The following is a 12,199-nucleotide window of genomic DNA, read 5'->3' as shown; positions in this document are numbered from 1 at the left end:
CCCTCATTCCGGGGCAGGAAGTTTTACTAGGGAAGTTGCTATTGCATGTGGCGTGAAACCAAAATTCTGCTGATCGATGACGATAGCGTCCGCCGCCGCGATTTAGCGGTGATTTTAAATTTTCTCGGTGAAGAAAATTTGCCCTGCGGTAGCCATGATTGGCAGCAGGCGGTCAGCTCGTTGGCGTCGAGCCGTGAAGTCATTTGTGTGCTGATCGGGACGGTAAACGCTCCTGGCGCTGTTTTGGGCTTGTTAAAGACACTGTCAACCTGGGATGAGTTCCTTCCCGTGTTGCTGATGGGCGATATTTCTTCCGTCGACCTGCCTGAAGACCAGCGCCGCCGGGTACTTTCAACCCTGGAAATGCCCCCCAGCTACAGCAAGCTGCTCGACTCCCTGCACCGCGCCCAAGTCTATCGCGAGATGTACGACCAGGCCCGCGAGCGCGGCCGTCACCGTGAACCCAACTTGTTCCGCAGCCTCGTCGGCACCAGCCGGGCGATCCAGCACGTGCGCCAGATGATGCAGCAAGTGGCCGACACCGACGCCAGCGTGCTGATCCTGGGCGAGTCGGGCACCGGCAAGGAAGTGGTCGCGCGCAACCTGCATTACCATTCCAAGCGTCGCGACGGGCCGTTCGTGCCGGTCAACTGCGGGGCGATCCCGGCAGAGCTGCTGGAAAGCGAATTGTTCGGCCACGAGAAGGGCGCCTTTACCGGCGCGATCACCAGCCGTGCCGGGCGCTTCGAACTGGCCAATGGCGGTACGCTGTTTCTCGACGAGATCGGCGATATGCCGTTGCCAATGCAGGTCAAGCTGCTGCGCGTGTTGCAGGAGCGCACCTTCGAGCGCGTGGGCAGCAACAAGACCCAGAGCGTGGATGTGCGCATCATTGCCGCGACCCACAAGAACCTCGAAAGCATGATCGAGGTCGGCAGCTTCCGCGAAGACTTGTATTACCGCCTCAACGTATTCCCAATCGAGATGGCGCCGCTGCGTGAGCGCGTGGAAGACATCCCGCTGTTGATGAACGAACTGATCTCGCGCATGGAGCACGAAAAACGCGGCTCCATCCGTTTCAACTCCGCCGCGATCATGTCGCTGTGCCGCCACGGCTGGCCGGGCAACGTCCGCGAGCTGGCCAACCTGGTGGAACGCATGGCGATCATGCACCCCTACGGTGTGATCGGCGTGGTCGAGTTGCCGAAGAAATTCCGCTACGTCGACGATGAAGACGAGCAGTTGGTCGACAGCCTGCGCAGCGACATGGAAGAACGCGTGGCGATCAACGGCCATGCGCCGGACTTCGGCGCCACGGCCATGCTGCCGCCGGAAGGCCTTGATCTCAAGGACTACCTCGGCAACCTGGAACAAGGCCTGATCCAGCAGGCCCTGGACGACGCCAACGGCATCGTCGCGCGTGCCGCCGAGCGCCTGCGTATCCGTCGCACCACCCTGGTGGAAAAGATGCGCAAGTACGGTATGAGCCGCAAAGAGGGCGATGAACAGGCGGATGATTGACGCCTGTTTTTCAACCGCTTGATTCTTAGGTAGTTTTTTTTCGGCACGGGTATTGCTACAGCCCTCGCAACGTTCCGTTTAACTGACGGTCAGCCAAGCGAGAGAGCATGATGCCCCACGCCGCCCAACTATCTCCGGCCCCTGCCATCCAGGGGCTGGTTTCGCCTGTAGAGCCGCCGACCCGTCAGGGTCTTGAACAGGCGTTCTCGCAGTTCAACCAGATGTCGAGCCAGCTGACCGATTCCTACAGTCTGCTTGAAGCCCGGGTGTCCGAGCTTAAAGGCGAACTCGCGGTGGTCAGCGCCCAGCGCATGCAGGAACTGGCCGAAAAAGAACGCCTGGCCAACCGCCTGCAGAATCTGCTTTCGCTGTTGCCCGGTGGCGTGATCGTCATCGATGACCAGGGCCGTGTGCGCGAAGCCAACCCGGCGGCCTGCGACTTGCTCGGCCTGCCGCTGGAAGGCGAGCTGTGGCGCCACGTCATCACCCGCTGCTTCGCGCCGCGTGAGGATGACGGCCACGAAGTGTCCCTTAAAGACGGGCGCCGCCTGTCCATCGCCACTCGGTCCCTGGATGCTGAGCCGGGCCAGTTGGTGCTGCTCAACGATTTGACAGAAACCCGTCACCTGCAGGATCAACTGGCGCGGCATGAGCGATTGTCGTCGTTGGGGCGGATGGTCGCGTCCCTCGCGCATCAGATCCGCACGCCGTTGTCGGCGGCGTTGATCTACGCCAGTCATTTGACTGATGAGCAGTTGCCGGCGGCCACCCACCAGCGTTTTGCCGGGCGTCTCAAGGAGCGCCTGCACGAGTTGGAACATCAGGTGCGCGACATGCTGGTGTTTGCCCGTGGCGAATTGCCGTTGACCGACCGCCTGACCCCGGCCGGTTTGATGCAGGTCCTGCAAGCGGCGGCGGCCACGCATATCCAGGGCGCCAGCCTGCGCTGGCAGTGCGACAGCCACCACGGCGAGTTGCTGTGCAACCGTGACACCCTGGTCGGCGCGCTGCTCAACCTGATCGAAAACGCCACCCAGGCCAGCGGCCCCGGTGCACGCCTCAAGGTGCACCTATATCGCCGCGAGCAAACCCTGCGCCTGTGCATCAGCGACAGCGGCAGCGGTATCGCGCCGGCCGTGCTGCAGCGCTTGGGCGAACCTTTTTTCACCACCAAGACCAACGGCACCGGCCTGGGCCTGACCGTGGTCAAGGCAGTGGCCCGTGCGCATCAGGGAGAATTGCAGTTGCGCTCCCGGTTGGGGCGCGGCACCTGTGCATTGATGACCTTGCCGCTGTTTTCCAGCGCGGCGAGCGCGGAGTAAAAGGATCATGGCTATCAAGGTTTTATTGGTTGAAGACGATCGCGCCCTGCGTGAAGCATTGGCTGACACGCTGCTGTTGGCGGGCCATGACTACCGCGCGGTCGGCTCTGCCGAGGAGGCCTTGGAGGCGGTGCAGCAGGAGGCGTTCAGCCTGGTGGTCAGCGATGTGAACATGCCCGGCATGGACGGCCACCAGTTGCTCGGCCTGCTGCGCGCACGCCAGCCGCAATTGCCGGTGCTGCTGATGACCGCCCATGGCGCCGTGGAGCGGGCCGTGGACGCCATGCGCCAGGGGGCGGCGGATTATCTGGTCAAACCGTTCGAGCCCAAGGCGCTGATCGAACTGGTCGCCCGGCATGCCCTGGGCGTCATCTCGGCGGTGGCGGGTGAGGGCCCGATCGCCTTCGAACCGGCCAGCGCGCAATTGCTGGAATTGGCGGCCCGTGTGGCACGCAGCGATTCCACGGTGTTGATTTCCGGCGAGTCCGGCACCGGCAAGGAAGTGCTGGCGCGCTATATCCACCAGCAATCCAGCCGTGCCCAGCAGCCGTTTATCGCGATCAACTGCGCGGCGATCCCGGACAACATGCTCGAAGCCACCCTGTTTGGCCATGAGAAGGGCTCGTTCACCGGGGCTATCGCAGCCCAGGCCGGCAAGTTCGAACAGGCCGACGGCGGCACCATTCTGCTCGACGAAATCTCGGAAATGCCCCTGGGCTTGCAAGCCAAGTTGTTGCGCGTGTTGCAGGAGCGCGAAGTAGAGCGGGTGGGCGCACGCAAGCCGATCCAGCTGGACATCCGCGTGGTCGCTACCACCAACCGCGACTTGGCGGGCGAAGTGGCGGCGGGGCGCTTTCGCGAAGACTTGTTCTATCGCCTGTCGGTGTTCCCGCTGGCCTGGCGCCCGTTGCGCGAACGCCCGGCCGATATCATTCCCCTGGCCGAGCGCCTGCTGAACAACCACGTCAAAAAAATGAAACACGCCCAGGCGCGGCTATCGGCCGAGGCCCAGGCCTGCCTGGTCGCTTACCCCTGGCCGGGTAATGTGCGCGAGCTGGACAATGCGATCCAGCGCGCGCTGATCCTGCAGCAGGGCGGCTTGATCCAGCCCCAGGATTTCTGCCTGGCCATGGGCAATGGCGTGGCGCCGTTGCCGAGCCTGGCGCCGGCACCGGTGCTTGCCGAAGCCGAATCGGCCGGCGCCCTGGGCGATGACCTGCGCCGGCGCGAATTCCAGATGATCATCGACACCCTGCGCGCCGAGCGCGGCCGCCGCAAAGAAGCGGCCGAGCGCCTCGGCATCAGCCCGCGCACCCTGCGCTACAAGCTGGCGCAGATGCGCGACGCGGGCATGGATGTGGAAGCGTATCTTTTCGCCACCTGAGCAAAGCCTAGACTGACAAGCTTTGTCGGCTTTTCTTACGAGTCGCAACGAAGCTGGCACCCTTGTTGCACCTCCCCTGGTAACCGCTGCGTAGTGTCAAAAAATTGCGGGTCGTCGGAGAGAGAAGGTCATGAGCCAGGGTATTGAGTTCAATCGGTTGATGTTGGATATGCGCTCCATGCAAATGGATGCCATGGCTCAACCGAAATCTGTCGCGCCAGCGCCGGAATTGGGCCAAAGCAGTTTTGCCGACATGCTCGGTCAGGCAATCAATAAAGTCAGTGATACCCAGCAGGCGTCCAGCCAGTTGGCGACCGCGTTCGAGATCGGTAAAAGCGGCGTGGACCTCACCGATGTGATGGTCGCCTCGCAAAAGGCCAGTGTTTCCTTCCAGGCCTTGACCCAAGTGCGTAACAAGCTGGTTCAGGCTTACCAAGACATCATGCAGATGCCGGTTTAAGGGCGAGATTTAAGTCATGGCAGAAGCAGTCGTGGACAACGTACCCGCCAAGACAGACGGCAAGCCGCCGCTGTTTGGCCTGTCGTTCCTGGAAAACCTCTCCGAAATGACCATGTTGCGTCAGGTGGGCCTGATGGTCGGCCTGGCTGCCAGCGTGGCGATTGGTTTTGCCGTGGTGTTGTGGTCGCAGCAGCCTGATTACCGGCCGCTGTACGGCAGCCTGGCGGGCATGGATTCCAAGCAGATCATGGAAACCCTCGCCGCCGCCGACATCGCCTACACCGTGGAGCCCAACTCTGGTGCCTTGCTGGTCAAGGCCGACGATGTGGCGCGTGCGCGGATGAAACTGGCGGCCGCCGGCGTCACGCCGTCCGACAGCAATATCGGCTTTGAAATCCTCGACAAGGACCAGGGCCTGGGCACCAGCCAGTTCATGGAAGCCACCCGCTACCGTCGTGGCCTGGAAGGCGAACTGGCGCGGACCATTTCCAGCCTGAATAACGTCAAGGGTGCCCGCGTACACCTTGCCATCCCGAAAAGCTCGGTGTTCGTGCGTGACGAACGCAAGCCGAGTGCCTCGGTATTGGTCGAACTGTTTTCCGGCCGCTCCCTGGAGCCTGGCCAGGTATTGGCGATCATCAACCTGGTGGCCACCAGCGTGCCGGAGTTGAGCAAGTCGCAGATCACCGTGGTCGACCAGAAGGGCAACCTGCTGTCCGACATGGCCGAAAACTCCGCGCTGACCCAGGCCGGCAAGCAGTTCGACTACAGCCGTCGCATGGAAAGCATGCTCACCCAGCGCGTGCATAACATCCTGCAGCCGGTGCTGGGCAACGACCGCTACAAGGCTGAAGTATCTGCCGACGTAGACTTCAGCGCCGTCGAATCGACGTCCGAGCAATTCAATCCGGACCAGCCCGCCCTGCGCAGCGAGCAATCCACCAGTGAACAACGCACCGCCAGCAACGGCCCGCAAGGCGTACCGGGGGCCCTGAGCAACCAGCCACCGGCACCTGCTTCCGCCCCGCAAACCACCGGTGGCGCCGCTGCCACCGCTGGCGCGATTGCAGCCGGCCAACCGCTGCTGGACGCCAACGGCCAGCAGATCATGGACCCGGCTACCGGCCAGCCGATGCTCGCGCCGTACCCGGCGGACAAGCGTAACCAGTCCACCAAGAACTTCGAGCTCGACCGTTCCATCAGCCACACCAAGCAGCAGCAGGGCAAGATCAATCGCCTGTCGGTGTCGGTGGTGGTCGATGACCAGGTCAAGGTCAACGCCGCTGACGGTGCCGTTACCCGCGCACCCTGGAGCGCCGACGAATTGGCGCGCTTCACCCGCCTGGTGCAGGACGCCGTCGGCTTCGACGCCAGCCGTGGCGACAGTGTCAGCGTAATCAACATGCCATTCTCCGCCGAGCGCGGCGAAGTGATCGCCGACCCGGCGTTCTACACCCAGCCGTGGTTCTGGGACATCGTCAAGCAAGTGCTGGGAGTGTTGTTCATCCTGGTGCTGGTATTTGGTGTGCTGCGGCCGGTACTCAACAACATCACCGGGCATGGCAAGAAACAACTGGCCTTGGCCGGTAGCGACGTCGAACTGGGCGGCATGGGTGGCCTGGACGGCGAGTTGGCCAACGACCGCGTCAGCCTGGGCGGCCCGCAAAGCATCCTGTTGCCGAGCCCGAGCGAAGGCTATGACGCTCAGTTGAACGCAATCAAGAGTCTGGTGGCAGAAGACCCGGGCCGTGTGGCCCAGGTCGTGAAAGAGTGGATTAACGCTGATGAATGATCGAGTCGCTGTTGCCAAGCTCTCCCGGGTCGACAAAGCCGCCGTGCTGCTGCTGTCGTTGGGCGAGACCGACGCCGCCCAAGTGCTGCGCCACATGGGCCCCAAAGAGGTCCAGCGCGTCGGCGTGGCCATGGCGCAGATGCGCAATGTGCACCGCGAGCAAGTCGAACAGGTGATGAGCGAGTTCGTCGAGATCGTCGGCGACCAGACCAGCCTGGGCGTCGGCTCCGACAGCTATATCCGCAAAATGCTCACCTCGGCCCTGGGCGAAGACAAGGCCAACGGCCTGATCGACCGCATCCTGCTGGGCGGCAACACCAGTGGCCTCGACAGCCTGAAGTGGATGGAGCCGCGCGCGGTCGCCGACGTGATTCGCTACGAACACCCCCAGATCCAGGCCATTGTCGTGGCCTACCTGGACCCGGACCAGGCCGGCGAAGTGCTCGGCCACTTCGACCATAAAGTGCGCCTGGACATCATCCTGCGCGTGTCGTCGCTGAACACCGTGCAGCCGGCGGCGCTGAAAGAACTCAACACGATTCTCGAGAAGCAGTTCTCGGGCAACTCGAACGCCTCGCGCACCACCCTGGGCGGGATCAAGCGTGCAGCCGACATCATGAACTTCCTCGACAGCTCGGTCGAAGGCCAGTTGATGGACTCGATCCGCGAGATCGACGACACCCTGTCCGGCCAGATCGAAGACCTGATGTTCGTGTTCAACAACCTCGCCGATGTCGACGACCGTGGCATCCAGGCGTTGCTGCGCGAAGTGTCGTCCGACGTGCTGGTGCTGGCCCTCAAGGGCTCGGACGAGGGCGTCAAGGAAAAGATCTTCAAGAACATGTCCAAGCGTGCCTCCGAACTGTTGCGCGACGACCTGGAAGCCAAGGGCCCGGTACGCGTCAGCGACGTGGAAACCGCGCAGAAAGAGATCCTCACCATTGCCCGCCGTATGGCCGAAGCCGGAGAAATCGTTCTCGGCGGGAAGGGCGGCGAAGAAATGATTTAAGGCGCCCCGCATGTCGAACAAAGATGAGACGCCCAGCGACCTGATTCGCGCGCGGGATGTCGGCGGGTTCGACATCTGGTCGTTGCCCAGCTTCGACCCCCACGTGCCGGAGCCAGAACCTGAGCCGGTGGAGGAACCGCCGGCACAGATGGAAGAAGTGCCGCTGGAAGAAGTCCAGCCGCTGACCCTTGAAGAGTTGGAAGCCATCCGCCAGGAGGCTTACAACGAAGGCTTCGCGGCCGGTGAAAAAGACGGCTTTCGCAGCACCACCCTCAAGGTTCGCCAGGAAGCCGAAGAAGCCCTCAGTGGCCAATTGGCCAGCCTGGAGCGCTTGATGGGCAACCTGTTCGACCCCATCGCCGAACAGGACGCGCAGCTGGAAAAATCCATGGTCGGCCTGGTGCAGCACATCACGCGCCAAGTGATCCAGCGTGAACTGGTGCTGGATTCCGGCCAGATCGAAAGCGTGATGCGCGAAGCCCTCAAGCTGCTGCCCCTGGGTGTCGGCAACGTGCGGCTGTACATCAACCCGCAGGATTTCGAGCAGGTCAAAGCCTTGCGCGAGCGCCATGAAGAAACCTGGCGCATCGTCGAGGACGCGGCGTTGCAGCCCGGTGGCTGCCGCGTCGAGACCGAGCACAGCCGCATCGATGCCACGGTGGAAACCCGCATCAGCCAGATCATGACCAAATTGCTCGACCAGTTGCATGAGCAGGTGCTGCACCCGGCCGAGCCTGACCTGAGCGTTGATCTGGACGCCACCGATGCGCCTTGACCGCACCAGCTTCGCCAAACGCCTGGGCAGCTACGCCGAGGCCACTGAGTTGCCCGGCCAGCCGATCCTTGAAGGGCGCCTGTTGCGCATGGTCGGCCTGACCCTTGAAGCCGAAGGCTTGCGTGCCGCCATGGGCAGCCGCTGCATGGTGATCAACGACGACAGCTACCACCCGGTGCAGGTCGAAGCCGAAGTGATGGGCTTTTCCGGCAACAAGATTTTCCTGATGCCGGTGGGCAGCCTCGCCGGTATCGCCCCAGGTGCCCGCGTGGTGCCGCTGGCCGACACCGGGCGCCTGCCGATGGGCATGAGCATGCTCGGCCGCGTACTCGACGGCGCCGGTCGCGCGCTGGATGGCAAGGGCGGCATGAAAGCCGAGGACTGGGTGCCGATGGACGGCCCCACCATCAACCCGCTCAACCGTAATCCCATCAGCGTGCCGCTGGATGTGGGTATCCGCAGCATCAACGGTTTATTGACGGTCGGTCGCGGCCAGCGCCTGGGCCTGTTCGCCGGTACCGGTGTGGGTAAATCGGTGTTGCTGGGCATGATGACGCGCTTTACCGAGGCCGACATCATCGTGGTCGGGCTGATCGGCGAGCGTGGCCGTGAGGTCAAGGAATTCATCGAGCACAGCCTCGGTGAGGAAGGGCTCAAGCGTTCGGTGGTCGTCGCCTCGCCGGCGGATGATGCACCGCTGATGCGCCTGCGCGCCGCCATGTACTGCACGCGCATCGCCGAATATTTTCGCGACAAGGGCAAGAATGTCCTGTTGCTGATGGACTCGCTCACCCGTTTCGCCCAGGCCCAGCGCGAGATCGCCCTGGCCATCGGCGAGCCGCCGGCAACCAAGGGCTATCCGCCGTCAGTGTTCGCCAAGCTGCCCAAGCTGGTGGAGCGGGCCGGTAATGCCGAGGCCGGCGGGGGCTCGATCACCGCGTTCTACACCGTGTTGTCCGAAGGCGATGACCAACAGGACCCGATTGCCGACTCGGCGCGGGGCGTGCTTGACGGGCACATCGTGCTGTCGCGGCGCCTGGCCGAAGAAGGGCACTACCCGGCCATTGATATCGAGGCGTCCATCAGCCGGGTGATGCCGGCGGTGGTGACGCCGGAGCACATGGCCCGCGCGCAATACTTCAAGCAGCTGTGGTCGCGTTATCAGCAGAGCCGCGACCTGATCAGCGTTGGCGCCTACGTGGCCGGCGGCGATCGCGAGACCGACCTGGCCATTGCGCTGCAACCGCAGTTGGTGACCTACCTGCGCCAGGGGCTGAACGACAAAATCAGCATGGGCGAAAGCGAAGCGCATCTGCAGTCCATCTTCGCCCCCGCGCCAGGCGGCTAAGCCATGGCCAACAGCCGCGCCGCGCGCCTGGCCCCGGTGGTGGAAATGGCCGAAAAGGCCGAAAAGACCGCTGTGCAGCGCCTGGGCTATTTCCAGGGCCAGGTGCGCCTGGCGGAAAGCAAGCTGGGCGACCTCGAGCGCTTTCGCCTCGAGTATCAGCAACAGTGGATCGAGCGCGGCAGCAAGGGCGTGTCGGGCCAGTGGCTGATGGGGTACCAGGGCTTTCTCAACCAACTGGAAACCGCCGTCGGCCAACAGCGCCAGAGCCTGGCCTGGCACCAGAACAACCTCGATAAGGCGCGCGAAAGCTGGCAAGCGGCGTTCGCCCGCGTCGAAGGTTTGCGCAAATTGGTGCAGCGCTATCTCGACGAAGCGCGGGCCATTGAGGACAAGCGTGAACAAAAGCTGCTGGATGAGCTGTCCCAGCGCCTGCCCCGCCAGGAACAGTTCTAACCAGGGAAACAGGGCACATTTGAAATGCTGTGTTGCTCACATCCAGTTCAGCTGCTACACCTTGTGTCTAGTGCCAATGACAAGGAAGCAGTCACATGTCGATCGAGCCAGATGTATCCCTGGATGGGAAGAAGTTGACGATCACGATCAAGGGCCGGTTCGATTTCGGCAGCCACCAGGCATTTCGTGATGCCTACGAGCGGTTCTATAAGGTGCCTGAGTCGTACGTCGTGGACCTGAAAGAAACCACGTATATGGACAGCTCGGCTCTGGGCATGCTTCTGCTGCTGCGGGACCATGCCGGTGGCGATAATTCAGACGTGCGCGTGACCAACAGCAACACGGACGTGCGCAAAATCCTCGCCATTTCCAATTTCGACAAGCTTTTCGATATCTCGTGAGAGTCCTGGCGCCCTTATCCGAGCCGCTGACCATCCTGATTGCCGAAGACAGTGCCGCCGACTTGCTGTTGTTGTCGACCATCGTGCGGCGTCAGGGTCACCATGTGCTCACCGCGACCAATGGCGAGCAAGCCGTTGAGGTGTTTGCGCGCGAGCGCCCGCAGTTGGTGTTGATGGACGCGATGATGCCGGTGATGGATGGTTTTCTCGCCGCGCGCTGGATCAAGCAATTGGCGGGCGAGCAGTTGGTCCCCATCATCTTCCTGACCTCGCTGCGCGAAAGCGCCGCACTGGCCGAGTGTCTGGACGCCGGCGGCGACGATTTCCTGCCCAAGCCCTATAACCAGTTGATTCTGGCCGCCAAGATCAACGCCATGGACCGCCTGCGGCGGCTACAAGCCACGGTGCTGCAGCAGCGTGACCAGATCGCCCGTCACAACGATTACTTGTTACATGAGCAGCGCACCGCCAAGGCCGTGTTCGACAAGGTCGCGCATTCGGGTTGCATCAACGCGGCGCCGAATATCCGCTACCTGCAATCGCCCTATGCACTGTTCAACGGGGACCTGTTGCTGGCGGCCTATACGCCGTCCGGCGACATGCACGTGTTGCTCGGCGATTTCACCGGCCACGGCCTGCCGGCGGCCATCGGTGCCATGCCCCTGGCCGAAGTGTTTTATGGCATGACCGCCAAGGGCTATGGGCTGACGCAGACCCTGCGCGAGATGAACGCCAAGCTCAAGCGCATCCTGCCGGTGGACATGTTCTGCTGCGCCACACTGTTGTGCCTGAGCACCGAGCGGCGCGTGGTGGAGGTGTGGAACGGCGGCATGCCCGAGGGCTATGTGCATGAGGTCGCTACCGGCAAGCGCACGCCGTTGATGTCGAGGCATCTGCCGTTGGGCGTGCTGTCGGCCCAGGCATTCGATGACAGCACCGAAGTCTGGCCCATGGCCCTGGGCGACCGGGTGTTCCTGCTCTCCGATGGGGTGCTGGACACCGCCGACGCCAACGACCAGTTGTTCGGCGCCGAGCGTTTGCAGCAGGTGTTTGCCGCCAACCGCGAGCCCGACCGCTTGTTCGAGGATATCGAGCAGGCGCTGGCGGCGTTTCGCGGTGAGGCACGGGACGACGTCAGCATGGTTGAAATCACCTTGCTGTCCGGCCAACCGCTGCGCGTGGCGGAACCTATGTATTCCGACAGTGGCCAGTCGTGCCCGCTGAATTGGTCGGTGAGTTTTGAATTTCGCGCGCAGACCCTCAGGCGCTACAACCCATTGCCGTATCTGCTGCAATTACTGTTGGAGGTCCACGGCCTGCGTGAGCAGAGCGGTGCGCTCTACACGGTGATGGCCGAGTTGTATGCCAATGCCCTCGAACATGGGGTACTGGGGCTGGATTCGCAGCTCAAACAAGATGCCGAAGGGTTTGCGCAGTACTACCGCCTGCGCAACGAGCGGCTGGCGAAATTGAACAGCGGCCATATCCGGATACATGTGCAGGTGTCCCCGACTGCAAAAGGCGGCAAGATGACGTTGCGTGTCGAGGACAGCGGGCCTGGCTTCGATGTTGACGAGGTGCTGGCGCGGCCGCTGGATGCTGACCGTCTGTCTGGCCGCGGCTTGAGCCTGGTGCGTCAACTTTGCAGCGCGGTACGCTGGTCCGATGGCGGGCGCAGTGTCTGCGTGGAGTTTTGCTGGGAGGCTCTGGCATAATCCGCCGATTCTTGATCAA

General features: G+C 62.8%; 11 protein-coding genes. All 11 read left to right on the top strand.

Annotated elements, in window-relative coordinates; translation table 11 throughout:
• Positions 1-45 precede the first annotated feature (45 nt).
• The 11 genes from C4J93_RS18585 to C4J93_RS18535 all read left to right on the top strand — a co-directional run bounded on the left by C4J93_RS18585 (position 46) and on the right by C4J93_RS18535 (position 12,180).
• Positions 46-1,521: a sigma-54 dependent transcriptional regulator gene (locus tag C4J93_RS18585; protein WP_124363784.1), complete on the top strand. Its 1,476-nt coding sequence runs from the start codon at positions 46-48 to the stop codon at positions 1,519-1,521.
• A gap of 110 nt (positions 1,522-1,631) precedes the next feature.
• The gene (locus C4J93_RS18580) at positions 1,632-2,843 is read left to right on the top strand and encodes a PAS domain-containing sensor histidine kinase (RefSeq protein WP_124430906.1); all 1,212 of its coding nucleotides are present in this window, start codon (positions 1,632-1,634) and stop codon (positions 2,841-2,843) included.
• Between the two features lie 7 nt (positions 2,844-2,850).
• Positions 2,851-4,227, top strand: coding sequence for a sigma-54 dependent transcriptional regulator (locus C4J93_RS18575; protein WP_124367848.1), 1,377 nt, complete (start codon positions 2,851-2,853; stop codon positions 4,225-4,227).
• Between the two features lie 130 nt (positions 4,228-4,357).
• Positions 4,358-4,687, top strand: coding sequence for a flagellar hook-basal body complex protein FliE (fliE, locus tag C4J93_RS18570; protein WP_017134937.1), 330 nt, complete (start codon positions 4,358-4,360; stop codon positions 4,685-4,687).
• A gap of 16 nt (positions 4,688-4,703) precedes the next feature.
• Positions 4,704-6,479, top strand: a complete 1,776-nt coding sequence (gene fliF / locus C4J93_RS18565; RefSeq protein WP_124430161.1) for a flagellar basal-body MS-ring/collar protein FliF — start codon at positions 4,704-4,706, stop codon at positions 6,477-6,479.
• Positions 6,472-7,488 (top strand): flagellar motor switch protein FliG, encoded by a 1,017-nt coding sequence (fliG, locus tag C4J93_RS18560; protein WP_057721344.1) that lies wholly within the window; start codon positions 6,472-6,474, stop codon positions 7,486-7,488. Before fliF ends, fliG begins: the two co-directional genes overlap by 8 nt.
• Positions 7,489-7,498: 10 nt before the next feature.
• Complete coding sequence (gene fliH, locus C4J93_RS18555; protein WP_124430160.1) at positions 7,499-8,263, top strand: flagellar assembly protein FliH; 765 nt, start codon at positions 7,499-7,501, stop codon at positions 8,261-8,263.
• Positions 8,253-9,611: a flagellar protein export ATPase FliI gene (gene fliI / locus C4J93_RS18550; protein WP_124363780.1), complete on the top strand. Its 1,359-nt coding sequence runs from the start codon at positions 8,253-8,255 to the stop codon at positions 9,609-9,611. Before fliH ends, fliI begins: the two co-directional genes overlap by 11 nt.
• A 3-nt stretch (positions 9,612-9,614) precedes the next feature.
• The gene (gene fliJ, locus C4J93_RS18545) at positions 9,615-10,064 is read left to right on the top strand and encodes a flagellar export protein FliJ (protein WP_124371419.1); all 450 of its coding nucleotides are present in this window, start codon (positions 9,615-9,617) and stop codon (positions 10,062-10,064) included.
• A 95-nt stretch (positions 10,065-10,159) separates the two neighbouring features.
• Positions 10,160-10,465: an STAS domain-containing protein gene (locus C4J93_RS18540; protein WP_124367845.1), complete on the top strand. Its 306-nt coding sequence runs from the start codon at positions 10,160-10,162 to the stop codon at positions 10,463-10,465.
• Positions 10,462-12,180 (top strand): fused response regulator/phosphatase, encoded by a 1,719-nt coding sequence (locus C4J93_RS18535; RefSeq protein ID WP_124430159.1) that lies wholly within the window; start codon positions 10,462-10,464, stop codon positions 12,178-12,180. The genes C4J93_RS18540 and C4J93_RS18535 overlap by 4 nt, the downstream gene beginning before the upstream one ends.
• Positions 12,181-12,199 lie beyond the last annotated feature (19 nt).

The sequence above is a fragment of the Pseudomonas sp. R2-37-08W genome (genome assembly GCF_003851705.1).
Lineage (GTDB): Bacteria > Pseudomonadota > Gammaproteobacteria > Pseudomonadales > Pseudomonadaceae > Aquipseudomonas.
The sequence above is the reverse complement of the archived record's forward strand: the minus strand, read 5'-3'. Positions and strand labels throughout refer to the sequence as shown.